The organism is Pedobacter sp. GW460-11-11-14-TSB4 (assembly GCF_059423705.1).
This window is the reverse complement of record NZ_JBWKYI010000001.1, coordinates 205,307-229,137: the sequence shown is the minus strand read 5'-3', so window position 1 is coordinate 229,137 and position 23,831 is coordinate 205,307. Positions and strand designations below refer to the sequence as shown.

Here is a 23,831-nt window from a genome sequence, read left to right as displayed (position 1 = left end):
ATATAAACAACGGTGTGTAGAAAGAGGAAAACACACCATAATTCTATTTAAATGAATGTAATAAAAAAATCGTTCGATTTGGGCGATGGCAGAATTGTAGAAATTGAAACTGGTAAATTGGCTAAACAGGCTGATGGTTCGGTTGTGGTAAAAATGGGCGATACGATGTTGTTAGCAACTGTAGTATCAACTGTTGGCGCTAAACCAGGTACTGATTTTTTACCTTTATCGGTTGATTATCAGGAAAAATATGCGGCTACAGGCCGTATCCCAGGAGGCTTTTTACGTCGCGAAGCAAGATTATCTGATTACGAGGTATTAATCTCTCGTTTAGTGGATAGAGCTTTACGCCCAATGTTCCCAAGTGATTATCACTCTGATACACAGGTGATGATTTCATTAATCTCTGCTGATAAAGATATCATGCCAGATTGTTTGGCAGGTTTAGCGGCATCTGCTGCATTATCAGTTTCTGATATCCCTTTCAATGGTCCAATTTCTGAAGTACGTGTTGCAAAAATCGATGGTAAATTAATCATCAATCCGAAAGCTAGCGAACTGGAACGTGCAACTTTAGAGTTTATGGTTGCTGGTTCGGCTAACGATATAGGCATGGTTGAAGGTGAGTGTGATGAAATTCAGGAAGACGAAATGGTTGAGGCTTTAAAATTTGCACACGATGCAATTAAAGTTCAATGTGCCGTTCAGGTTGAATTAACTGAAGCTACCGGCAAAACGGTTAAACGCGAATACAGTCACGAAGACCACGATGCGGATTTAAAAGCTAAAGTTTATGCTGATACTTACGATAAAGTTTATGCTGTAGCAAAAGCTGGTGGCAATAAAGATGTTCGTAAAGAAGGTTTCACCGCGATCATTAACGAATTCTTCGAAGCAATGCCAGAAGATACTGCAGATTTAACTAAAGCAATGGCTAAACATTATTATCATGATGTTCAGTATGATGCCATCAGAAACTTATTGTTGGATGAAGGTATCCGTTTAGATGGTCGTAAGACTACAGAAATCCGCCCAATCTGGAGTGAAGTTGGTTATTTACCTGCTGCACACGGTTCGGCTGTATTTACACGTGGCGAAACGCAATCATTAACTTCAGTTACTTTAGGTAGCAAAGATGATGAGCAAATGATTGACGGTGCTTTCTTTAATGGTTATAACAAATTCTTATTGCACTATAATTTCCCTGGTTTCTCAACTGGTGAGGTTAGACCAAACAGAGGCGCTGGCCGTCGCGAAATTGGTCACGGTGCTTTAGCACAACGTTCATTGAAAAAAGTATTGCCTCAAGGTGAAGCAAATCCTTATACCATCCGTGTGGTTTCTGATATCTTAGAATCAAACGGTTCATCATCAATGGCAACTGTTTGTGCTGGTACATTAGCATTAATGGATGCAGGTATTAAAATCAAATCGCCAGTATCTGGTATCGCAATGGGTTTAATTACTGATGAGAAAACCGGTAAATATGCAATCCTTTCTGATATTTTAGGTGATGAAGATCACTTAGGTGATATGGACTTTAAAGTAACCGGTACCGAGCATGGTATTGTTGCTTGCCAGATGGACTTAAAAATCAATGGTTTATCTTACGAAGTTTTAACTAAAGCTTTGTTACAGGCTAAAGATGGTCGTTTACACATCTTAAACGAGATGAAGAAAACCATCAGTACACCTAATGAAGATTACAAACCACATGCGCCACGTATTGTTTCTTTAACTATTGATAAAGAATTTATCGGAGCAATTATCGGCCCTGGAGGTAAAATTATCCAGGAAATGCAACGCGAAACCGGTGCTTCAATCTCTATCGAAGAAGTTGATGGTAAAGGTATTGTGGAAGTATTTGCTGATAACAAAGCCGCTATTGATGCAGCAGTTACCCGTATCCGTAATATCGTAGCTAAACCAGAAATTGGCGAAATTTACCAGGGTAAAGTAAAATCAATTATGCCATTCGGTGCGTTTGTTGAGGTGATGCCAGGTAAAGATGGTTTATTACACATCTCTGAAATTTCATGGGAACGTTTAGAAACCATGGATGGTGTGCTAAAAGAAGGTGATAAAATCGAGGTTAAATTATTAGACATCGATAAACAAGGTAAAATGAAACTTTCCCGTAAAGTTTTATTGCCAAGACCTGAAAAACCAGCAGCGCCACAAGCTTAATAATCGATACGTCATGCTGAACTTGATTCAGCATCTGTTTGATAGACCCTGAAATAAATTCAGGGTGACGGACACAAATAATAAAACCCTTTCAGTTTTACTGGAAGGGTTTGTTGTTTTATGTAAAAATTTAACTTCGGTCTTTCTGACTAAAAACTTTCGCACTTCTTTTGTAACTTGCATCGTAGCGTCATGCTGAATTTATTTCAGCATCTTTCTTGCTATTGAGACCCTGACCTGTAGCGAAGCGGAAAGCTACGCAGTAAATGAATTCAGGGTGACGACGTTTATAAATGCTGCCGCAAAAAATAATAGCGGAATTAAGAAACTAAGAAATAATTAAATGAAATACATCATTGCCCCATCCATACTTTCTGCTGATTTTGGCAATTTACAGCGCGATATTGAAATGATTAACCACAGTGAAGCCGACTGGTTCCACGTTGATGTGATGGATGGTGTTTTCGTTCCGAATATTTCTTTTGGTTTCCCGATAATGGCTGCTGTAAAAAAACATGCAACCAAACCTTTAGATGTACATTTAATGATTATTGATCCGGATAAATACATCGAGGATTTTGCCAAGGCAGGAGCAGACCGAATCACGGTACATTACGAAGCCTGCACACACCTACATAGAACAATCCAGTTAATTAAAGCATCTGGCTGCAAAGCTGGTGTAGCGCTAAATCCGCATACGCCAGTAAACTTATTGCAGGATGTAATTGAGGATCTTGACCTGGTGTTGATTATGTCGGTTAATCCCGGTTTCGGTGGACAGGCTTTCATCCACAATACCTACAAGAAAATAAAGGATTTAAAAGCCTTAATTCAAGGGCTAAACGAAAACTTAATCATCGAGGTTGATGGTGGTGTTGGTTTACAAAATATTGCGACATTAGTATCAGCAGGTGCCAATGCTTTCGTGGCCGGAAATGCAGTTTTCGCAACAGATAACCCAACTGAAACCATTTCTAAAATGAAAAACCTGACGGCCAGCACGATAAATATTTAATTGTTAAATGTTTTATTGCTAAATTGTTTTTAGGTTGAGGCGGATACCGTTTTCATACCTGATACTTTTGTCTGATACTAAAAATGCTCAAATTTCGGCTAATCCTTTTCCTTTTAATTGCTGCTTGCAGTTTTGCTGTTGCACAGCCTTTAGTTAGGGTTTCGGGGATAGTTTACAGTGATGAAAAGTTGCCATTATCGCAGGTGACCGTTATCGTTCTGGGGCAGGCACAATCAACCATTACAGATGAATTTGGTGTATACACCATTTATTCAAAATCGAGAACCTTTAGTATTAAATATTCGCTTTTGGGCTACCAGCCTCAAACCATAAAATTTAGCGAGCGGTCTGGCTCACGGATTACCAAACAGGTAAATTTAATAGCCAATATCAATGAATTAGAGCAGGTTAACATCACCAATAAACAGAATCAGTTAAGCAATACCACGACCATTAATATTGCAGATGTTTCATCGATGCCATTGGTTTCGGGCAATTTTGAAACGCTACTGAAAACCTTACCCGGCGTATCTACAAATAATGAATTAAGTGCCCAGTATAGCGTTCGCGGAGGTAATTTTGATGAAAATCTGATTTATATCAATGATGTAGAAATTAACCGACCTGTGTTGATCCGCAACGGACAGCAGGAGGGACTAAGTTTTATCAATTCAGATCTCGTGAGTAAAGCGAAATTTTCTGCAGGTGGCTTTGAAGCGAAATATGGCGATAAACTTTCTTCTATTCTAGATATCAGGTACGATAAACCCGATAGCAATCAAACCATTTTTAGCACCAGCCTTTTAAATACTTCACTGACCACTAAAAGGATATTCAAAAACAGTTTCCTGCTGGCTGGTTTACGCTATAAAAACAATTCGAGTGTACTCATTAAACAAGATGAAAAGGGGAGTTATAGTCCCAATTTTGCCGACGCTCAATTGCTGTATCAATATGATTTTTCACCGAAATTTAATATCAGCTTTTTAGGCAGTTTTAATCTCGGGCAGTTTAAATTGGTGCCCACTAACCGGGAAACACAGTTTGGAACTTTAAATACGACGCTAAGGTTAAATGTTGATTATACTGGACAAGAAATCGATGACTACCGAACTTTAGGAAGTGCTGTTACGGCTACCTATTCCCCTAAAGCAAACCTGGTGATTAAGTTTATCAATAGTTATTTCAGCACCATAGAAAGAGAACGGTTCGACATTAACGGCAGTTATGTTTTTGATGAAGTAGATAATACTTTTTCAGGTGAAAATTTTGGCGTGGTTAATAAAAACAGGGGCATTGGCAGTTATTATAATTACGGAAGAAATAGTTTAAATACACAAATTTTTGCTTCTGAAATAAAAGTAGATCAGAATTTTAATAATCATGTTTTTTCCTGGGGCATAAAATTCGATCAATCGAAGTATGATGACCATTTAAATGAATACAACTATACTGATTCAGCGGGTTTTATTTTACCGAATAATTCGAAAAATATCACCTTGCAAAATGTGATTAACGTGCAGAACAATATCGATATTAAAAACTACAGTGCTTATATCCAGGATAGTTATTCGCTTTCAAATTCGGCAGAACTGCAATTGGGCGCCCGCGCTACCTACAGTTCGTTAAGCAAACAGTTGTTAATCAGTCCGAGGATGTTAATTGCTTACCGGCCCAATTCGAACAATAAAATTTTAAGGTTTTCTGCCGGCGTTTACAAACAACCGCCTTCCTACCGGACCATTCGTGATTTTTCGGGCGTCCTGAATATCGATCAGAAAGCGCAAAGCTCTTACAATACTTCACTGGGTTATGAATATGCTTTTGATGCTTTCGGAACGCGGTTAAAGTTCACTTCGGAGGCTTATTTTAAATATTCTGACCGATTGATCCCCTATAAAATAGATAACCTGAGAATTAAATATCTGGCAAATGAGGTATCACGTGGCTATGCTTATGGTGCCGATTTTAGCATTGGCGGAGAGTTTGTTAAAGATTTGGTTTCTTATTTCAGGATGTCGGTAATGCATGCCAACGAAGATATTATCGGCGATAGTTATGTACAAAACGGAACGACTATTTACCCTGGCTATTTAAAGCGGCCAACCGATCAACGCTTAAATTTCTCCATCTTTTTTCAGGATAAACTGTTAAATAGTCCTACGTATAAAGTGCATTTAAATGCCCTTTATGGCTCAAGGTTACCGATAGGTCCGTCACAAACACCAAGATATTTGGATAAGTTTTTTATTCCATCGTATAAACGTGTAGATATCGGTTTTTCTAAAGATTTTCTTGATGATGCCGCACTGCACAAACCTAAGTTTTTAGATAAAAATTTCAGTTCGGTTATACTGTTTTTCGAGGTTTTTAATATGCTGAACATTGACAACACAGTTTCATATCTGTGGCTAAAAGATGTAGATAATGTGCAGTATGCCATTCCTAATTATTTAACAGGAAGACAATTTAACCTCAAGTTGATCGTGAAATTGAAGAATAAGCCATAAACCACTAAAATATAATTTTTTATCTTTTTGTCTTAGCCAGACAGGCTTACTTTGAAAAGGCTTTGTTTTGTTTTGAAAGTTTGTACTTCACAATGGGCTAGATATTTCCCTAAGCATTACAGAAACAGGGTAATTTAAACCCGACAGCAACGAAAATACTTTTTTACTGCAAATCACCTGCAAACTCAGCCTGACATTCACAAAAAAGATTGAAGTGAATGGCGGGGCTGCTGCAACGAAAATGCTTCTTTATCTGCTTTCCGAAACAAAAAAATCAGTGTTTATCTTTTTGCCTTTGTGATTAACAATTTCTTTTACAAAAACTGCAACAAAACGCGTTAATTTATCGAGATTTTTAACAAAATTTAATTTTTTATGATACGATTTTATGGGCATAACTGCTTTAAAAATTTTACATTTACGCCCATAAAACATTATATAATAAGATGAAGCATAATTTTGGCGCAGGCCCTTGTATTTTACCTCAAGAAGTGTTTAAACAAGCAGCTCAGGCTGTTTTAGATTTTAACGATGGATTATCAATTTTAGAGATTTCGCATAGAACAACCGAATTTGAGGCAGTTGTTGCTGAAGCTGATAAGTTGGTAAAGGAATTATTAAATGTGCCGTCGGGTTATTCCGTTTTATTTTTACAAGGTGGTGCAAGTTTACAGTTTGCAATGGTTCCGATGAACTTATTGGGCGATGGACAAACAGCGAGTTACTTAGATTCAGGCGTATGGGCAACCAAAGCATTAAAAGAAGCTAAATTTATCGGAAATGTAAATGTGGTGGCTTCTTCTAAAGATGCCAATTACACTTTTATTCCGAAGGATTTTGAAATCCCGGCTGATAGTGCTTATTTCCACTATACGTCAAATAACACCATTTACGGAACTGAGCTTTTCGAAGTACCTAAAACAAATGTTCCGGTTGTTTGCGATATGTCTTCTGATATTATGAGCCGTGTAATCGATGTTTCCAAATTCGATTTAATTTATGCCGGAGCGCAAAAAAATGTAGGTCCTGCAGGTTTAACCATCGCTATTGTTAAAAATGAAGTTTTAGGTAAAATTGACCGTAAAATTCCATCGATGCTGAACTACCAGTCGCATATCGACAATGATTCGATGTACAATACACCTCCTGTTTTCTCTATTTATGTAGCTTTATTAAACCTTCGTTGGTTAAAATCAAAAGGTGGCGTTGCTGAAATTGAAAAAGAAAATAAGCAAAAAGCTGAGGCACTTTACAGAGAGATAGATCGTAATCCGCTGTTTAAAGGAACCTGTGCAGTTGAAGACCGTTCTAGAATGAATGTTTGTTTCGTAATGGAAAATCCTGAATTGGAAAAACCATTCTTGAAATATGCTGAAGAGCAGGGTATTGTGGGTATTAAAGGACATAGAAGTGTTGGTGGTTTCCGTGCTTCGATGTATAATGCATTGCCAATTACAAGTGTACATGCCCTGGTAGATGCCATGCAGGTATTTGAAGAACAACAAGCAAAAGCAAATTAATTTAAATTTTAACCACAGATGATTATGGTGATTATTTATCAGTGTAATCAATTTAATCTGTGCTATCATACATACAATGATTAAGATATTAGCAAACGATGGGATTGATCCGATCGGAAAAGAATTATTAGAAAAAGCAGGTTTTCAGGTTGATACCGAGACTGTTCCTCAGGATCAACTGGCTGAAGCTTTAAAAAACTACGATGCCATTACCGTACGTAGTGCAACAAAAGTTAGAAAAGAATTAATTGATGCCGTTCCAAATATCAAATTAATTGGTAGAGGTGGAGTAGGTATGGATAATATCGACGTAGAATACGCCCGCAGTCAGGGCATTAACGTGGTAAACACACCAGCTGCATCTTCACTATCAGTTGCCGAATTGGTTTTTTCTCACTTATTTACCGGTATCAGGTTTTTACAGGATGCCAACCGTAAAATGCCTGTAGAAGGTTCAACCCAATTCAACAACCTTAAAAAAGCTTATGCTAAAGGGACTGAATTAAGTGGTAAAACCATTGGTATTATCGGTTTTGGCCGTATCGGTCGCGCTACTGCAAAAGTGGCTTTAGGTTTAGGTATGAATGTTTTAGCTTATGATTTATATCCTTCAGAATCTGAAATCACTTTAGAATTCCAGGGTGGAAAATCAGTAAGTATTCCAATTAAAACGGTTTCTTTAGATGAGGTAATTACAGGAAGTGATTTCTTTAGTTTACATACGCCATTTGCCGATAAACCGATTTTAGGCGCAGAAGAGTTTGCTAAAATGAAAAACGGGGTAGGTATTGTTAACTGTTCACGCGGTGGCACAATTGATGAGCTGGCTTTAATTGATGCACTAAATTCTGGCAAAGTTTCTTTCGCTGGTTTAGATGTTTTCGATAACGAACCTACACCATTGGCAGAAATTTTAACACACCCTAAAATCTCTTTAACACCACATATTGGTGCCTCAACCAACGAAGCGCAAGAACGTATCGGCACAGAATTGGCCACGTTGATTATTGAGCATTTTAAGAAATAATAAATAAATCTAGACCTTATAGGTTTTGAAAACCTATAAGGTCTTTAGATTGGTCTTTTTTAATCTAACGCATTCGTTAGCACCCAATAGCGATAAGCCAATATTGCTTTCTGAAAAGTTGTAAGCTTATTCGGATCTTTTTTATACAGACTTGGTAAAATGGCCTTGTTAATTTTAACCAGGATCTTAAACAGTGACTTTTTCATTTGCTTAATTTTTTAAAAACGCTGCTCTTAAGCACTACCCTTAGCATTTTCATACTGCTGTAACTTCTTATTGAAGAAATAAAATCCACCAGCCATTACTAAAATCAAAAAGACGATAATATAGGTTGATAAACCTCCCTTGTTCTTTTTCTCTAAATCTTCTTTGAGTTGTGCATTTTGATCCTGCAGTTTTTTAATGGTTTGCATATAACGTTCTATGCGTTCCTGAGAATTATCCGCAACCGCTACTTTCTGCTGGTTCTGCAAATCTTTATAATCCATCAATACCTTCAGCTCTTTGAAAATATTATTATCAGTTAAAACTACCTGGCGAAGAATTTCATTGGAATTTTTAATATCACGTTTGGTTTGCCAGCCAAATATTCCGGTTCGCTGATTTAAACTTTCATCATACTGACCAAACTTGGCACTTCTTTCTGCAAGCAATGAATTTACTTTAGCACGTTGTGCAGTATAAGCCGTGGTATCTTGCTGCGCAAAGGCATGCATATTCAGCAATAAAGTAATAAACAGATAAAAAAATTTCTTCATGCGGTATAAACGTGAAAAGGGTAGAAGTTGTTTTATTGGTTCATTAGTTCAGTCGTCATTGCTTATTAGTTCCAATATTAAAGAGTTCGGCATGCCGAATTTATTTCAGCATCTATTTTGCTGTAAAATCCTTTTGTATGAAGCTTGATGAACTATTTAACTAAAAAACTAAGGATGAAACTCCACCCGTACAATATCGCCTAAATGCAAGCCTAATAAACCACTTGCTTTTCCTTTGTTAATCGCAATTTCCAGATGGTTACTAATGCCGAACAGGCAAAGTTTTTCGCCCTCCTGTACTTCATTATAATGCCAGCTCAACTGGGTAATGGTTTCGCTTTTTCTAAAGTATAAAGTAAAATCCCTATTCTTCTGGATTTTAGTAAAAAGATCTTTAGTAATGTTGGTAATTACGTTGCAAAAAGTATCGATATACACCACACTTCCCCGAATCACATCCCGCTCTATTACAGGATGTAAAAGCATCTTTTGTTCAATCTCTGCTACAGGTAAACCGATGTCTTTCAGTTTGCCTCCCTTAGCCAGGTGTGTTGCAGCTTTAACAAAAATATCAACCAAAGGGAAGTGCAGGTATTTCAAATCCTGCATAATGTTCAGCTCTACCACATCTTCCGGAATATCATCAAAAAGAAGCGAAAAAATACCATTATCAGCCCCTACAAAAAAGTGATCACGATGCTTTACAGCAATGTATTTAGTGTTTTCGCTATAAACAGAATCAATGCCGATTAGGTGCACCGTGTTCTTCGGAAAGTATGGATAAGCGTTTTTGAGGACGAAGGCAGCGTACGAAATATTGAATGATGGAACCTCGTGGGTAATATCAACTAAATTAACATTAGGCATAAGACTCAACAGACTACCTTTAAGGGCACTCTGGTAAAAATCTTTTGAACCTAAATCTGTTGTTAAAGTAATTATCCCCATTAAAAATTCATTATTATTGCTTATTCTTGTGTACAGGCCTAAGCGTCTGCAAATATTCAAATTTTAATTAATATACCCCGATAACTTTTTAAAATACTACAGTTTGAACGAATTAAAATTAACTCTGGATACCGTAAATCCTGCTCACTTTTGGGGGCCGAATAACGAGAATTACGAAATGATTAAAGGTGCTTTCGCGAAGTTGAAACTGGTAGCGAGAGGTAGTGATGTTAAGGTTCTCGGTGATGAACAGGAACTTAAGACTTTTGAGGATAAGTTTAACCAGCTTATTGCACACCTCGAGAAATATAGCTCACTTACCAATAACGACGTAGAATCTATACTGGGTGCAAAAGCAGCCGGTGTAGTAAAAAAAGATGTAGAACAACCTACCGGAGGTGGCGGAGAAGTAATTGTTTTTGGCACAAACGGACTTTTGGTTAAGGCAAGAACTGCCAATCAGCGCAAAATGGTGAGCAGTATTGCTAAAAATGACATCCTGTTTGCTATTGGCCCTGCCGGAACAGGAAAAACATATACCGCCGTAGCTTTGGCGGTTAGGGCATTAAAGAATAAAGAAATTAAACGCATCATTTTAACCCGTCCGGCGGTTGAAGCAGGGGAGAACCTGGGGTTCTTACCCGGCGACTTAAAGGAAAAAATCGATCCATATTTACGCCCGCTTTACGATGCTTTGGACGATATGATCCCTGCGGAAAAATTGAAATTCTACATCGAAAACCGTACAATAGAAATTGCACCACTGGCCTTTATGCGCGGTCGTACCTTAGATAATTGTTTTGTGATTTTAGATGAGGCCCAAAACGCCACCGATATGCAGTTAAAAATGTTTTTAACCCGTATGGGACCAACAGCTAAATTTATCGTTACAGGTGATGTTACACAGATCGATTTACCTAAAAAACAGATGTCGGGTTTATTTAATGGCTTAAGGATTTTAGAAGATATTAAAGGAATCGATATTATTTACTTAAGCGGGGAAGATGTGGTCAGACATAAATTGGTGAAAGATATCTTGAAAGCTTACGGCGATATTCAGTAAGTCGGAGGTCAGAAAGTCAGGGGTCCGAAGTTTAGGTCTTACAACAGAACTACTTCGGACTTTTGTTTTTTACACTTTATCATCCGACTCCGGTCTTCGGACTTTCGGACTTTTTTCCTATTTTTATCCCCTCATGAAAGCACTAAAAGAAACTCATTTCAATTTCCCAAATCAAAGTAATTTTTACAAAGGTAAAGTTCGCGATGTATACACAATAGCCGATCAGTTTATGGTAATGGTGGTATCAGATCGTATTTCTGCTTTTGATGTCGTATTACCTGAAGCTATTCCATTTAAAGGACAGGTATTGAACCAGATTGCAGCTAAATTTTTAGCCGCTACGCAGGATATCGTTCCAAACTGGGTTTTAGACATTCTAGATCCAATGGTTACCATTGGCCGTATCTGCGAGCCGTTTAAAGTAGAAATGGTAATCAGAGGTTACTTAGCTGGTCATGCCTGGCGCGAATACAGTGCTGGTAAACGTTCTGTTTGTGGCGTTTCTTTGCCTGATGGATTGAAAGAAAACGACAAATTGCCTCAGCCAATTATTACCCCAACGACAAAAGCTTCGGTAGGGCATGATGAAGATATTTCGAAAGAAGATATTTTAGCCAAAGGAATTGTTTCTATAACCGATTACGAAAAGTTAGAAGCGTATACTTATGCCTTATACCAAAGAGGAACTGAAATTGCAGCAAAAAGCGGATTAATTTTAGTAGACACTAAATACGAGTTCGGCTCAGCCGATGGTGTAATCTATTTAATCGACGAAATTCATACACCAGATTCTTCACGTTATTTTTATGCTGAGGGATATCAGGATCGCCAAAATGCAGATGAGCCACAAAAACAGCTTTCAAAAGAATTTGTCAGAAAATGGTTAATTGAAAATGGTTTTCAGGGAAAAGATGGACAAGTGATTCCGGAAATGACCCCAGAAATTGTAAATTCAATTTCAGAACGTTACATCGAACTTTACGAACAAATTGTAGGAGAGACCTTTATAAAAGCTGATGCTGATGCCATTTCCAGCCGTATTGAAGCCAATGTTTTAAAGGCTTTGGAAACACTTTAAATTCGAAAGAAATTTATACATTAGTAAAATAAAGATTAGAGAGATGAAATTTTCAGTAGATAAACACGATAAATATGTAACCTTAAAGTTAGAAGAACTTAAGTTTACAAACGATAATGCTCCAGGTTTGAAATCAGAATTCTATTTGCTAAACGCAGAAGGATTTAAAAATATAATTGTTGATTTAAGTCATGTTACAGAGTGCAGTGATGCACAGGATTTAAGCTGCTTATTGGTTGGCGATAGGCTTTGCAAATCGGCAGGTGGATTATTTATTGTAACCGGAATTAATGACGAGCTGGCATCAATTATCGAATTATCAAACATATTTCAATCTGTAACGTTTGTTAATACTATAGACGAAGCAACTGATTTTATCTTTATGGATGAATTGGAAAAAGAGTTTAGAGGCGCTAAATAACAAAGTATTTAAATAACATTCTGGCCTCGTAGTTTTTAAAAATCTACGAGGCTTTTTATATCTGATCATGATGAAATTTGAAGTTACAATTTTAGGAAGCAGTTCTGCAACTCCTGTATTTAACAGGAATCCCTCGGCACAGCTTTTAAATTGTAATGAAAAATATTACCTGATCGATTGCGGTGAAGGTACACAGCAACAACTGGCCAAGTACAATCTTAAAGCTGCCCGCATCGATTATATTTTTATCAGCCACTTACATGGCGATCACTACTTCGGTTTAATCGGTTTGCTATCCAGTTTGCATTTAAACGGCAGGATAAAACCCATGCAGATATTTGGCCCCAAACCTTTATTAGAAATTTTAGAGATCCAGTTCAAATATTCGGATACGGTGCTGAGGTATTCCATCGAGTTTTTCCCAATCGAAGCCGATCAGTCTACACAGATATTTGAAAACAGTGATTTAACCGTTAAAACAATTGTTTTAAATCACCGTATTCCTACTACAGGCTTTATCTTTCAGCAAAAGAAACGCCAGCGCAAACTGATAAAAGAGAAGACTGATGAAGTGCCTATGGCTTATTATACGGCCTTAAAAAAAGGAATAGACGTTACACTTCCAAATGGCGAGATTTTACGCAGTGAAGATTATACAACCGAGGCAGATGCGCCACGTTCTTATGCCTATTGCTCTGACACCTTGTTCGATGAAAGTTACTTTGCGACCATAAAAGATTGTGATACGCTGTACCACGAAGCGACCTTTATGCACGACTTGCTGGATCGTGCTAAAGAAACACATCACACCACCGCTTTACAGGCAGCAGAAGTAGCAAAAATTAATGGGGCAAAGAAATTACTCATCGGCCATTTTTCTTCGCGTTACAAAACTTTACAAATGCTTTTGGAAGAAGCACAATCTGTTTTTGAAAATACAGAGCTTGCGGTAGAGGGCAGAACTTTTCAGCTTTAGGAATTTTATCCTTTTTTTATCACAGAGCGAACGGAGGAATACGCAAAGAAGCACAGCGTTGGGCGCAAAATAATTGTTAATACAATCTGCGCCTATCTTCTTAAATCTGCGGGAACCTATAGCAGAAATTTTTCCCGCGGATAACGCAGATTATCGCAGAATTAATTCCATCCATTTTATTTTGTTTAAAGATCCTTCATTGTATTCAGGATGACAAAAAAATAAGCCATTCAATTTTCCGTGCCATCTGTGCTTCCGTCGTAAAAAATAGGCACATAAAACTACAACCATAAAAAAAGCCTTACAATTTAAAAACTGTAAGGCTTTCGAATTTATAAAAATCAATTACTTGTCTTTTTTGTTGCCACCACCAAATACTGAGAAGTGTACATAACGCTTCGGATTGGCTTTTAAATCGATCATTAATTCATCCAGGTTTTTTGAAGCATTATTTAAATTCTGATACATTTTATCATCGTTTAATAATAATCCTAAACTGCCTTTCCCATCTTTAATTCCAGAAATTACACTTTGTAAATCAGCAATGGCATTGTTTGCATTATCTAAGGTTTGTTTAAAGTTAGCGGCTGCAAACTTATCGGTAACCGTATTAATATTGGTTAAAATATCACTGATTTTTTGATTATTGTTATTTAAGTTAGCGGTAATGCCTTCAACGTTTTTGAAAATGGCTTCAATACGTGCACTTTCCGAACCAACTAAACCATCAACTTTTTTAGAAGTTGTTTCTAAAGAAGCCAATGTACCGGCAATACTGTTAAAGCTTTTATCAACGTTTTTCTGAAAGTTAGGATTCAGGATAGAATTTACACTACTTAAAATAGAGTCCATTTTACCAATAATTAATTCTGCTTTCTTCTGAACTGGTTGTACTTGCTCCATTAAGCCTTTTTCTACATTCGCATTTAAAGTATAACCATCTTCTGCCATTTTTTTTGAGTTACCTAACGACATAACAATGGCCTTGCTACCTAAAAGGTCGGTGCCTTCAAGGCGGGCAATACTATTTTCAGGAATTTCATATTTGCTGTTTACACTTAAGGTGGCGAGAATACTACCGTCTGGTTGTAGTTCCAATTTGGCCACACGGCCAATCTGATAACCATTAATCAGGATAGGTTTCGACACTGATAAACCATCAACCCTGGTATATTTTGCGTATAATGTAGTTTCACTTGAGAAAATTGAATTTCCTTTTAAAAAATTATATCCAATTATTAATAAAGCAATGGCAAATGCAGCTAAAATACCTACTTTGGTTTCGTTCTTAATCTTCATGAGTGTTTTATTTAATGGCTACAAGTACAGAGATATCCTTTCTTCACTTGTTTGAGCGTAATTAATTTTCTTGTGCTAAACCTTATAAATACACAAAGGCTGCACTATTTGTTTGGTATCCGTTTTATATTTTTTCCAAAGTTAAAATAACTATCATTTATAATGCCACTTATTTAACCTCAATATTTTTTTTGTATGTTTTTATTGCTTCCAAAATAGAATTGGCGATCTCGTTTTGTCCATTCTGCGAATTAATATACTTTTCTTCCTCTGTATTCGAGATAAAACCTACTTCAGTTAAAACAGCTGGCATCCCACAGCGCTGCAGCACCAAAACCCCTTGTTCTTTAACACCGCGGCTAAGTCGTTCATCTCTGCTGATATAGCTGTTCTGTATTAATTTGGCAAATTTAATGCTTTTATCTCTGAAGGTATTTTTTAAAAGCGATAAAAGAATAAAACTACTTGGGTTGCTGGGATCATAGCCGTCGTACTTGCTTTTGTAGTTCTTTTCCAGTTTAATATCGGCATTCTCACGAATGGCAGCGTCTTGTTCTTTTAAGCGGTGCGACCCTGCAACCAATGTTTCTACCCCTTTAATATGTTTGTTACCAGGTGGCATCGAATTACAGTGTACGGATATAAAAAGATCTGCATTGGCTTCGTTCGCTATTTCTGCACGCCTGTACAAATCAACATCAATATCGGTTTTACGGGTGAAGATGATTTTAATATCGGGCATTTCCTCTTTTAATAATGCGCCTAATTTTAATGCAACCTTTAACGAAATATCTTTTTCTTTCGAAAAACTGCCAGATGCACCAGGTTTTCTGCCGCCATGACCAGGATCAATAACAATTGTTTTGATTTTATAGCCTTGAGCAGGGGCTTTTTCAGCAACTAGCAACGAAAAGAAAAGTATTGTAATCAGAAGTTTAATCTTCATGCACGAGGAATATTAAAATGATGTTTCAGCTATACGTTTATAATTTTTAATTGCTTTAATAATTCCGTTCACAATTTCACTTTGTCCCTCAGGAGAGTTCATGTAATCTTCTTCATCAGGATTACTCACAAAACCAATTTCGGTTAATACTGCCGGCATAGCTGCACGAGCCAGTACCGCAAGGCTTTTCTCCTGTACACCTCTGTTGATCCGGCCAGCGTTAACATATTCCTGTTGAAGCATTGAAGCAAACTTTAAACTCCTTTCTCTATTGGTTTGTTTCATTAAAGATAACATAATGTCGCTTTCAGGTGTGTTCGCAATAAATCCTTCATAGTTTTTCTGATAGTTCTCTTCCAGAAACATGGAGGCATTCTCCCTTTTAATCACCTCATCCTGCTCACCTAAACGGCCTGTTCCGGATACAAAGGTTTCTGTTCCCCTTGTTGAAGTACTTTTCGAAGTAACGGTTCTATAAACAGGGACTTTTCTGCCCCGGACTTTCTTATAATAATCAACCACTCTCGATACCCTAACCGGCATATCATTTAAGTGAATGGAAATAAATAAATCGGCTTTTGCATTATTTGCGATATTGATCCGCTCATATAAAGGAATAAACACATCCGACTCCCGGGTATAAATCACTTTGATATCTTTCAAACTATCCTGAAGTGCCCGGCCAAGGTTCAATGCCGTTTTAAGGGCCACATCTTTTTCCTTTGAATACACGCCATGGGTGGCACCATCTTTACCACCATGACCAGCATCGATCACAATTGTTTTAATTTTATATTCTTGCGCAAACACCTGATTATCAATTGAATTTGATAACACCAGATAAATAATAATGGTTAAAATGGATTTAAGATACATCAATGGTATATTTTTCACTAATTTTGAACGTTTTTGATTAAACATTTGTGCAAAAATAACATTCAAATACGAATTTGAAACTTCTTAAGAGCTCTATTTTACTAATATCTGTCATTTTATTAACACTTGTTGTTGGTAAAGCTAACGCATTTTCTCATTTTTCATTGCAACAAATCATCCGGCAAGACACAACCAAAAAGGATACGACTAAAAAGACAGGTAAAAATAATAGCAGTATCGACCAGAAAGTAGAATACAAAGCGGAGGATTCGGTAAAAATGAGTGCCGATAAAAGCATTGTCTATTTATATGGAAACGCCAGGGTGGTATATGGTGATTTTGAACTAGATGCGGGTTATATCAAATACGATAAAAAGCAAAATTCTATTTTTGCCCGTGGTGTTAAAGATCCAAAAACGGGTAGGTATACCGGAAAACCAATCTTTAAGTCGGGCGCTGATGGAACAGCCATAGCCGATTCTATTTTTTACAATTCAGAAACAACCCGGGCCAAAGTATATGGCGTTTTCTCTGAACAAGAAGGAGGTTTTTTCTCTGGCGGACAGAGTAAAAAGCAAATAGATGATGAGCTGCACATTAAAAATGTAATGTACAGTACCTGTAATCTGCCACACCCGCACTTTGGATTAATGATTTCTAAAGGGGTGGTAACAGAAAAACAAATCATTACCGGGCCGGTTTATATGATTATCGAAGATATCCCGACATTCCTGGGCCTTCCGTTTGCATTTTTTCCAAAACCCAATAAACGAACATCAGGTGTAATCCTTCCCACACCAGGTGAAGATGCAACCAGAGGTTTTTTCCTGCAAAACGGTGGTTATTACCTGGGATTAAACGATTACTGGGATGCTAAACTTTTAGGATCTATTTATACCAATGGTTCTTATGAAACAAGTTTGCTGAGTAATTACACCAAAAGATATAAATACAACGGTAACATTAATTTAGCGTATTCGAGTTTTAAAGATGGTTTAGAAGGCACCGAGGCATTTAGAAACCCCACCAAAAACTTTAGCATTAACTGGAGCCACAGTCAAAATGCCAACGCCAATCCGGGTACCACATTTAGCGCCAGTGTAAGATTGGTATCGACAGGAAAAAGGGGATACTATAAAAATACGGCGGCAGGTACTACTTACGACATTAATACTATCGCAACCAACTCCACAAGTAGTAGTATCAGTTATGCGAAAGCCTATTCGAATGGGATGAACTTCTCTTTGGCTGCATCAAGTGATCAGACTTTAAGTACCAGGGCTATATCGCTAAGGTTGCCCGAAATGACATTCAACGTACCTACATTTAACCCTTTTCGTCCTAAAGATGCGGTTGGCGAACAAAAATGGTATGAAAAACTTACCATAGGTTATAGCTTACAAGGAACTAACCGAATTGATACTTTTGATAGTTTGTTGTTTCAAAATGATGGTTTAAAACGGTTAAGAAGTGGTTTTTCACATAGTATTCCGGTAAACATGTCGTTTACGGCTTTTAAATCTTATTTAAATTTTAGTATTGGCGGTACTTATAATGAGGTTTGGAATTTCCAGAGTGTAAACAGAAGATATACCCAATTTGCCGATAACACTTATACTTTTAGAGAAGATACCATCAGTGGTTTTAAAAGAGCAGGTAGTTACAGCTTATCAACCAGCATGTCAACCAAAATTTATGGACGAAGAGATTTTAATCCGGCTGGCAAAATCCAGGCATTAAGGCATGTAATCACGCCAAACGTTTCCTTTTCTTACTCTCCCGATTTTACCAAAGCAGGAGCTGGGCCATATAGGGAAGCTTTATACAAAGGCAATCCAATTTTAGTGAATGGAGTACCTTTAAAATATTCTATTTTTGATGGTATGGCACAGCCAGGCTCTTTTGGCGGACCCAATGCATCCATTGGTTTTGGGGTAGATAATACGGTAGAACTAAAAGTGAGGAATAAAAATGATACAACCGGAACGGGTTCAAAAAAGATCCCGATTATTCAGGGTTTGAGTTTTAGCGGCTCTTATAACTTCTTAGCCCCATCTTATAAATTATCTACAATAGGCTTTAGTGGCCGATCGCAGTTTACCGATAAATTAGGGATCAACTACAATGGAACGTTAGATCCATATGCCCTTGCTGCAGATACCATCCCGGGATCTTTGCTGAGGATCAGGCAAGACCGCTATTTCTGGCAGGCAGGTAAATTCCTACCACGTTTAACCAACTTTGGTTTCTCATTCGATTACAGTTTAAACCCAGAGGCATTAAAACGTAAAAACGAAGCCAACGACAAATTAGGCGAAGCTGCGAATAAAAAAGGAATGACTGATATACAGTCAGAGCAATTAGCAGCGATCAGTCGTGATCCGAATGCCTTTGTTGATTTTAACATTCCATGGAATTTCTCGTTCTCTTATAGTTTTCAATATTCTAATGATGGAAACAACAGTACAATTTCGAATACACTAAACTTTAATGGTGATGTTAATTTAACACCAAAGTGGAAAGTTACCTTTAACTCGGGTTACGATTTTAAGAACAATGGTTTAACCCCAATGAATTTAGCGATTTACCGCGATTTACATTGCTGGGATATGAGTGTAAACTGGGTTCCGTATGGTGCTTACAAAAGTTATTCTGTTACCATAAAAGTTAAAGCATCGATATTGCAGGATTTGAAATTGAGCAAAAGACAAGGTTTTTACAGCACATACCAATAAATTTATGCTAGCCGAAATTATTACCATTGGTGATGAGATTCTCATTGGCCAAATCGTTGATACCAATTCTGCCTGGATGGCTAAACAGTTAAATTTAATTGGTGTTTCCGTTAAGCAGATTACTTCAGTTTCTGATGATGAGCAACATATTATTGAAGCGCTCGAACTTGCCGAAAAACGTGCAGATATTATTTTAATTACCGGCGGCTTAGGCCCAACCAAAGATGATATCACCAAAAAAACGTTAGCTAAGTATTTTAATATGGGCTTTCGTAATGATGCCGGTGCACTGGAAATGGTTCGTCAGATTTTTGAAAAATACAATCGCCCTTTATTGGATATCAATATTCAGCAAGCTGATGTTCCCGATGGTTGTGAGGTTATTGTAAACAAAAATGGTACTGCTCCGTGCATGTGGTTTGAACAAAACGACATCATTTTTGTATCGATGCCGGGCGTGCCTTACGAGATGATGTACCTGATGGATGACGAAATTCTACCCAGAATTAAAAGTAGGTTTAAGCTACCGTTTATTGTTCATAAAACTATTCTTACTGCCAATATAGGCGAATCATTTCTGGCCAAAGAGATTGAAGAAATCGAAGACAGTTTACCGGCGCATATCAAATTGGCTTATCTGCCAAAATTAGGACAAGTACGTTTGCGCTTGTCGGCCAAAGGCGATAACGAAACCGCATTAAACCAGGAGGTTGAGCTTTACGCCAAACAGATCATTTCCAAAGTAAATAAGTTTGTGGTAACGGATGAAGATATTCCATTGGAAAAAGCGATTCTAAACCTGATGAAAAGTAAAGGTTTGACCTTATCCACAGCAGAAAGCTGTACCGGTGGTTATATTGCACACTTAATTACACAGCATCCGGGTTCTTCTTCAGTTTATTGGGGCGGGGCAGTAGCTTATGCTTACGAACTTAAAGAATCTATCCTCGGTGTTAAAGAAAGTACATTAACTACTTTTGGTGCTGTAAGCGAACAAACCGTAACAGAAATGGCCGAAGGCGCAATTACACATTTTAAAACTGATTATGCTATTGCGGTTAGTGGCATTGCGGGTCCGGATGGTGGAACAGAAGACAAACCAGTTGGTACCGTATGGATTGCGATTTCTTCAAAACACAAAACTGTAGCTAAGGTGTTTAATTTCAGCAACAAACGCATTCAAAACATAGAACGTTCTGCGGCATCGGCTTTAGCCATGCTATTAAATCTCCTTAAAGAAACAGTTTAGAAAGAATAAAAACTGTATTTTTGTGGCGTTACCAATATAAAATACTGTAATTTAATATGGCTCAATACGAACTATTGTTACCAAAAATGGGTGAAAGTGTTGCGGAAGCAACGGTGATTAAATGGGTAAAACAACCAGGCGATTCTATTGATTTAGATGATACCATTCTGGAAATCGCTACTGATAAGGTAGATTCTGAAGTTCCTTCTCCGGTGGCCGGTAAATTGGTAAAACAGTTATTTGCGGCAGATGAAGTTGCCCAGGTGGGCGATGTAATTGCCATTATTGAAACTGAAGGTGGAGACAGCCCAACAGCCGAAACTCCCGTTGCAGAAAAACCAATAACTGAGGAAAAAACCGAAACTATTCCTGGAATTGCACAACTACCATCAGAAAATACTACCGTAGCAACTGATTTTAGCTCCTCCGAGCGCTTTTATTCTCCTCTGGTTAAAAGTATTGCTGCCCAGGAAAACATTTCCCTGGCTGAACTGGATGCAATTAAAGGCTCTGGTGCGGATGGACGTTTAAATAAAGATGATTTATTAGATTATATTGCCAGGAAAAATGGTGGCGATCCAATATTAACTCAAACCGTTACGATCACAGCACCTGTTCCGCCAGTAAGCCAAATCACTGAAAATAAAGCGACATCATCAGCGCCAGTTGTAAATAAAACATCAACAACCAGTGTTAGTGGCGGCGACGAAATTATTGAGATGGACAGAATGCGTAAACTGATTGCCGATCATATGGTAATGAGTAAAACCACTTCGCCACATGTAACTTCGTTTGTTGAAGCTGATGTAACCAACATGGTTTTATGGCGCAACAAAGTAAAAAACAGTTTTGAGAAACGTGAAAATGAAAAAATAACGTTTACCCCAATATTTGTAGAGGCAGTTGCCAAAGCGATAAAAGATTTCCCGATGATCAATGTATCAGTTAATGGTACGCAGATTATCAAAAAACGCGATATCAATATTGGTATGGCTGCCGCTTTACCAAGTGGAAACCTCATCGTTCCTGTAATTAGAAACGCCGATCAGTTAAATTTAGTTGGCTTAACAAAAGCAGTTAATGATTTAGCGACAAGGGCGAGAAACTCTAAATTAAAGCCTGACGAAACACAAGGCGGAACCTTTACGCTAACCAATGTAGGCAGTTTCGGCAATGTAATGGGTACGCCAATTATTAACCAACCTCAGGTTGCTATTTTGGCTGTTGGTGCCATTAAAAAGAAACCTGCCGTGCTGGAAACCGAACATGGTGATGTGATTGCGATCAGACACATGATGTTTTTGTCTTTATCTTACGACCACAGGGTTGTAGATGGTTCCTTAGGGGGAATGTTTGTGCGTAGAGTTGCAGATTATTTAGAGGGCTGGGACCTGAACAGGGAGATTTAACCAGTTTACAGTTAAAAGTTTACAGTTGGCTAATACCAACAATTTACCAGTTTAACAATCAAGAATGTTAGCTTCAAATTTAAAATCAATAGTTTCTGATAACGTACTGCATGCCAAATGGTTAAATACGTTATCTTATATGGAGAATGCAGGTGCGAAGAAGATTTCAGCTTCTGAGCATAAAGAACATGTAAACCTGATTATCCTTAAACACGCTGCAGAAGAACATCGTCATGCTTATTATTTGAAAAAGCAGATCTCGAAGATTGACGAGGCACTTTGCAAAACCTATACAAATGCCGAACTATTATCTCCAAACCATACCAAATACTATTTGCATGCCCTGGATATTGCGGTTTGCCGTTATTTAAAGGCTGTATTTAATCTTTCCGGTTATGATTTAAAATTCGCGGCTTATTTATTTGTGACTTACGCCATTGAAGTGCGTGCCGATGAGCTGTATCCAATTTATCAAGCCGTTTTAGATGAGGCTAAAAGCAAGGTAAACGTAAAATCGATTATTTTGGAAGAAGAGGGGCATTTGGAAGAAATGATGAATCAATTGGTTAGTTTTTCTGATGATTGGGAAAATCATGCAGCAGAAGTAATCAAAATCGAAAAAGCTTTGTTTGAAGGATGGGTTGCGGCCTTAGCAACAGAACTGCCGATAAGTGCTTAATTGACTAATTAGTCAATCAAATTCGTCATCTCGACTGAAGCATAGCGGAATGGAGAGATCTATAATAGATTTAGCCTCGCTGAGCACTTTGCGGTTCTCAACTACGTTGCACTTCGTTCGAAATGACGATTTTTCATTAAAAACCAATCCAGTTTACTTTTGTTTCTAAATAAAAACAAATATCATGGCTAAATTTTCAGAATTAATTAATGGCGATAAGCCTGTGCTGGTTGATTTTTTTGCCGAGTGGTGTGGTCCTTGTAAAATGATGAAACCCATTTTAGAACAATTAAAATCTCAGGTAGGAGATTCCCTTTCGATTATCAAAGTCGATATTGATAAAAATCAACAAGCTGCTTCTTCATTTAATATCCAGGGTGTACCGACCTTAATTCTCTTCAAAAATGGAAAACAGGTTTGGAGACAAAGTGGTGTTTTACAGGCATCGCAACTGAAGCAGGTAATTGATGCCCACGCTTAAACTTCTACCACACTTTTAGGTGTTACTGCAAAAATACGCTCATTCATTTTCGGATAAATGGTATAAAGCCCTGTAAATAAACTAAAAGCGGGCAGCACAGCGTAATCTTTACCGAAATAGAAACAAGGAAATTTTAATCGTTGTTTGGCTTTGCCCACAATGGTTACACCTGGATGAACATGGCCACTAATTGGGTATAACTCTTCTTCCGTACAATTGGGCGCGTCGTGGATAAAACAAAAAGGTCCTAAACAAAAACTCGGTTCATGTATTTCGATATCCATTGCAGCATAATTGGTAGCTGAAAGCCTGTCGTGATTTCCTTTTACCAATAGAAAATTAAGCTCCTGATATTGTTTTCTCCAGGCCGAAAATTCATCAATATCGGTATTTAAACCATGATGAAACATATCTCCGTTAATGAGCAATGTTTTGGGATGGTATTGTTTAATTAATAAACTTAAGCGTTGAAGATCTGTTTGGGCAAGGGTAGCTGGTACTTGCAAACCTGCCTGACGGAAGTGTGCTGTTTTACCTAAATGTAAATCGCTTATGGCCAACAGCTGATGTTTGGGTAAAAATAAAGCCCGTTCTTTGTCTAAAATCAGTTCTTCGCCTTGGCTGGTAATGGTCATTTATATTATGCTATGTCAT

General features: G+C 37.6%; 21 protein-coding genes. 14 read left to right on the top strand and 7 right to left on the bottom strand.

The window, feature by feature from the left end:
- Positions 1 to 51: 51 nt before the first annotated feature.
- From pnp to AC07YT_RS01060, 5 genes are all read left to right on the top strand, one after another.
- Positions 52 to 2,187 (top strand): polyribonucleotide nucleotidyltransferase, encoded by a 2,136-nt coding sequence (pnp, locus tag AC07YT_RS01080; RefSeq protein WP_086546288.1) that lies wholly within the window; start codon positions 52 to 54, stop codon positions 2,185 to 2,187.
- Between the two features lie 343 nt (positions 2,188 to 2,530).
- Positions 2,531 to 3,202, top strand: a complete 672-nt coding sequence (rpe, locus tag AC07YT_RS01075; protein ID WP_086546290.1) for a ribulose-phosphate 3-epimerase — start codon at positions 2,531 to 2,533, stop codon at positions 3,200 to 3,202.
- Positions 3,203 to 3,285: 83 nt separating this feature from the next.
- Entirely contained in the window at positions 3,286 to 5,712 is a 2,427-nt protein-coding gene (locus AC07YT_RS01070; RefSeq protein ID WP_086546292.1) for a TonB-dependent receptor, read from the top strand.
- 446 nt (positions 5,713 to 6,158) lie between these two features.
- Positions 6,159 to 7,232 (top strand): 3-phosphoserine/phosphohydroxythreonine transaminase, encoded by a 1,074-nt coding sequence (serC, locus tag AC07YT_RS01065; protein WP_086546296.1) that lies wholly within the window; start codon positions 6,159 to 6,161, stop codon positions 7,230 to 7,232.
- Between the two features lie 76 nt (positions 7,233 to 7,308).
- Positions 7,309 to 8,259 (top strand): D-2-hydroxyacid dehydrogenase, encoded by a 951-nt coding sequence (locus AC07YT_RS01060; RefSeq protein ID WP_494945126.1) that lies wholly within the window; start codon positions 7,309 to 7,311, stop codon positions 8,257 to 8,259.
- 59 nt (positions 8,260 to 8,318) lie between these two features.
- On the opposite strand, the gene AC07YT_RS01055 is transcribed toward AC07YT_RS01060, so the two are convergent.
- The 3 genes from AC07YT_RS01055 to AC07YT_RS01045 form a co-directional block, all read right to left on the bottom strand.
- On the bottom strand, positions 8,319 to 8,465 hold the full coding sequence (locus AC07YT_RS01055; RefSeq protein ID WP_494945125.1) for a hypothetical protein: 147 nt from the start codon (positions 8,463 to 8,465) through the stop codon (positions 8,319 to 8,321).
- 27 nt (positions 8,466 to 8,492) lie between these two features.
- On the bottom strand, positions 8,493 to 9,017 hold the full coding sequence (locus AC07YT_RS01050; protein WP_086546298.1) for a hypothetical protein: 525 nt from the start codon (positions 9,015 to 9,017) through the stop codon (positions 8,493 to 8,495).
- 168 nt (positions 9,018 to 9,185) lie between these two features.
- Entirely contained in the window at positions 9,186 to 9,965 is a 780-nt protein-coding gene (locus tag AC07YT_RS01045; protein ID WP_057934213.1) for an SAM hydrolase/SAM-dependent halogenase family protein, read from the bottom strand.
- A 103-nt stretch (positions 9,966 to 10,068) separates the two neighbouring features.
- Here AC07YT_RS01045 and AC07YT_RS01040 point away from each other — a divergent pair, with 103 nt between their 5' ends.
- The 4 genes from AC07YT_RS01040 (at position 10,069) to AC07YT_RS01025 (ending at position 13,503) form a co-directional block, all read left to right on the top strand.
- Positions 10,069 to 11,028, top strand: coding sequence for a PhoH family protein (locus tag AC07YT_RS01040; RefSeq protein ID WP_057934214.1), 960 nt, complete (start codon positions 10,069 to 10,071; stop codon positions 11,026 to 11,028).
- 133 nt (positions 11,029 to 11,161) lie between these two features.
- On the top strand, positions 11,162 to 12,106 hold the full coding sequence (locus tag AC07YT_RS01035) for a phosphoribosylaminoimidazolesuccinocarboxamide synthase (RefSeq protein WP_086546300.1): 945 nt from the start codon (positions 11,162 to 11,164) through the stop codon (positions 12,104 to 12,106).
- A 43-nt stretch (positions 12,107 to 12,149) separates the two neighbouring features.
- Entirely contained in the window at positions 12,150 to 12,527 is a 378-nt protein-coding gene (locus AC07YT_RS01030; RefSeq protein ID WP_086546302.1) for an STAS domain-containing protein, read from the top strand.
- Positions 12,528 to 12,597: 70 nt separating this feature from the next.
- The gene (locus AC07YT_RS01025) at positions 12,598 to 13,503 is read left to right on the top strand and encodes a ribonuclease Z (RefSeq protein ID WP_086546304.1); all 906 of its coding nucleotides are present in this window, start codon (positions 12,598 to 12,600) and stop codon (positions 13,501 to 13,503) included.
- A 345-nt stretch (positions 13,504 to 13,848) separates the two neighbouring features.
- On the opposite strand, the gene AC07YT_RS01020 is transcribed toward AC07YT_RS01025, so the two are convergent.
- The 3 genes from AC07YT_RS01020 to AC07YT_RS01010 form a co-directional block, all read right to left on the bottom strand.
- Positions 13,849 to 14,802 (bottom strand): MlaD family protein, encoded by a 954-nt coding sequence (locus AC07YT_RS01020; RefSeq protein ID WP_086546307.1) that lies wholly within the window; start codon positions 14,800 to 14,802, stop codon positions 13,849 to 13,851.
- A 169-nt stretch (positions 14,803 to 14,971) separates the two neighbouring features.
- Positions 14,972 to 15,748, bottom strand: a complete 777-nt coding sequence (locus AC07YT_RS01015) for an N-acetylmuramoyl-L-alanine amidase family protein (RefSeq protein ID WP_086546309.1) — start codon at positions 15,746 to 15,748, stop codon at positions 14,972 to 14,974.
- 12 nt (positions 15,749 to 15,760) lie between these two features.
- Entirely contained in the window at positions 15,761 to 16,669 is a 909-nt protein-coding gene (locus tag AC07YT_RS01010) for an N-acetylmuramoyl-L-alanine amidase family protein (RefSeq protein ID WP_494945124.1), read from the bottom strand.
- A gap of 29 nt (positions 16,670 to 16,698) precedes the next feature.
- On the opposite strand from AC07YT_RS01010, the gene AC07YT_RS01005 reads away from it, so the two are divergent.
- From AC07YT_RS01005 to trxA, 5 genes are all read left to right on the top strand, one after another.
- On the top strand, positions 16,699 to 19,359 hold the full coding sequence (locus AC07YT_RS01005) for a putative LPS assembly protein LptD (RefSeq protein WP_086546311.1): 2,661 nt from the start codon (positions 16,699 to 16,701) through the stop codon (positions 19,357 to 19,359).
- 4 nt (positions 19,360 to 19,363) lie between these two features.
- A complete protein-coding gene (locus AC07YT_RS01000) occupies positions 19,364 to 20,608 on the top strand; it encodes a competence/damage-inducible protein A (RefSeq protein WP_086546313.1) in 1,245 nt (414 codons plus the stop codon).
- A gap of 56 nt (positions 20,609 to 20,664) precedes the next feature.
- Positions 20,665 to 22,017, top strand: coding sequence for a dihydrolipoamide acetyltransferase family protein (locus AC07YT_RS00995; RefSeq protein ID WP_086546314.1), 1,353 nt, complete (start codon positions 20,665 to 20,667; stop codon positions 22,015 to 22,017).
- 64 nt (positions 22,018 to 22,081) lie between these two features.
- On the top strand, positions 22,082 to 22,696 hold the full coding sequence (locus tag AC07YT_RS00990) for a hypothetical protein (protein WP_086546316.1): 615 nt from the start codon (positions 22,082 to 22,084) through the stop codon (positions 22,694 to 22,696).
- A gap of 184 nt (positions 22,697 to 22,880) precedes the next feature.
- Positions 22,881 to 23,177: a thioredoxin gene (trxA, locus tag AC07YT_RS00985; RefSeq protein WP_086546318.1), complete on the top strand. Its 297-nt coding sequence runs from the start codon at positions 22,881 to 22,883 to the stop codon at positions 23,175 to 23,177.
- Here the strand turns inward: trxA and pdeM are convergent.
- Positions 23,174 to 23,812 carry a ligase-associated DNA damage response endonuclease PdeM gene (gene pdeM / locus AC07YT_RS00980; protein WP_086546320.1) on the bottom strand — a complete coding sequence of 213 codons (639 nt, stop codon included), beginning with the start codon at positions 23,810 to 23,812 and terminating at the stop codon, positions 23,174 to 23,176. The genes trxA and pdeM overlap by 4 nt on opposite strands.
- Positions 23,813 to 23,831 lie beyond the last annotated feature (19 nt).

Excerpts from the sequence above, each read along its gene's own strand:
- pnp (WP_086546288.1), top strand. The coding sequence starts at position 52 with ATGAATGTAATAAAAAAATCGTTCGATTTGGGCGATGGCAGAATTGTA.
- rpe (WP_086546290.1), top strand. The coding sequence starts at position 2,531 with ATGAAATACATCATTGCCCCATCCATACTTTCTGCTGATTTTGGCAAT.
- AC07YT_RS01070 (WP_086546292.1), top strand. The coding sequence starts at position 3,286 with ATGCTCAAATTTCGGCTAATCCTTTTCCTTTTAATTGCTGCTTGCAGT.
- serC (WP_086546296.1), top strand. The coding sequence starts at position 6,159 with ATGAAGCATAATTTTGGCGCAGGCCCTTGTATTTTACCTCAAGAAGTG.
- AC07YT_RS01060 (WP_494945126.1), top strand. The coding sequence starts at position 7,309 with ATGATTAAGATATTAGCAAACGATGGGATTGATCCGATCGGAAAAGAA.
- AC07YT_RS01055 (WP_494945125.1), bottom strand. The coding sequence starts at position 8,465 with ATGAAAAAGTCACTGTTTAAGATCCTGGTTAAAATTAACAAGGCCATT.
- AC07YT_RS01050 (WP_086546298.1), bottom strand. The coding sequence starts at position 9,017 with ATGAAGAAATTTTTTTATCTGTTTATTACTTTATTGCTGAATATGCAT.
- AC07YT_RS01045 (WP_057934213.1), bottom strand. The coding sequence starts at position 9,965 with ATGGGGATAATTACTTTAACAACAGATTTAGGTTCAAAAGATTTTTAC.
- AC07YT_RS01035 (WP_086546300.1), top strand. The coding sequence starts at position 11,162 with ATGAAAGCACTAAAAGAAACTCATTTCAATTTCCCAAATCAAAGTAAT.
- AC07YT_RS01030 (WP_086546302.1), top strand. The coding sequence starts at position 12,150 with ATGAAATTTTCAGTAGATAAACACGATAAATATGTAACCTTAAAGTTA.
- AC07YT_RS01025 (WP_086546304.1), top strand. The coding sequence starts at position 12,598 with ATGAAATTTGAAGTTACAATTTTAGGAAGCAGTTCTGCAACTCCTGTA.
- AC07YT_RS01020 (WP_086546307.1), bottom strand. The coding sequence starts at position 14,802 with ATGAAGATTAAGAACGAAACCAAAGTAGGTATTTTAGCTGCATTTGCC.
- AC07YT_RS01015 (WP_086546309.1), bottom strand. The coding sequence starts at position 15,748 with ATGAAGATTAAACTTCTGATTACAATACTTTTCTTTTCGTTGCTAGTT.
- AC07YT_RS01010 (WP_494945124.1), bottom strand. The coding sequence starts at position 16,669 with ATGTTTAATCAAAAACGTTCAAAATTAGTGAAAAATATACCATTGATG.
- AC07YT_RS01000 (WP_086546313.1), top strand. The coding sequence starts at position 19,364 with ATGCTAGCCGAAATTATTACCATTGGTGATGAGATTCTCATTGGCCAA.
- AC07YT_RS00995 (WP_086546314.1), top strand. The coding sequence starts at position 20,665 with ATGGCTCAATACGAACTATTGTTACCAAAAATGGGTGAAAGTGTTGCG.
- AC07YT_RS00990 (WP_086546316.1), top strand. The coding sequence starts at position 22,082 with ATGTTAGCTTCAAATTTAAAATCAATAGTTTCTGATAACGTACTGCAT.
- trxA (WP_086546318.1), top strand. The coding sequence starts at position 22,881 with ATGGCTAAATTTTCAGAATTAATTAATGGCGATAAGCCTGTGCTGGTT.
- pdeM (WP_086546320.1), bottom strand. The coding sequence starts at position 23,812 with ATGACCATTACCAGCCAAGGCGAAGAACTGATTTTAGACAAAGAACGG.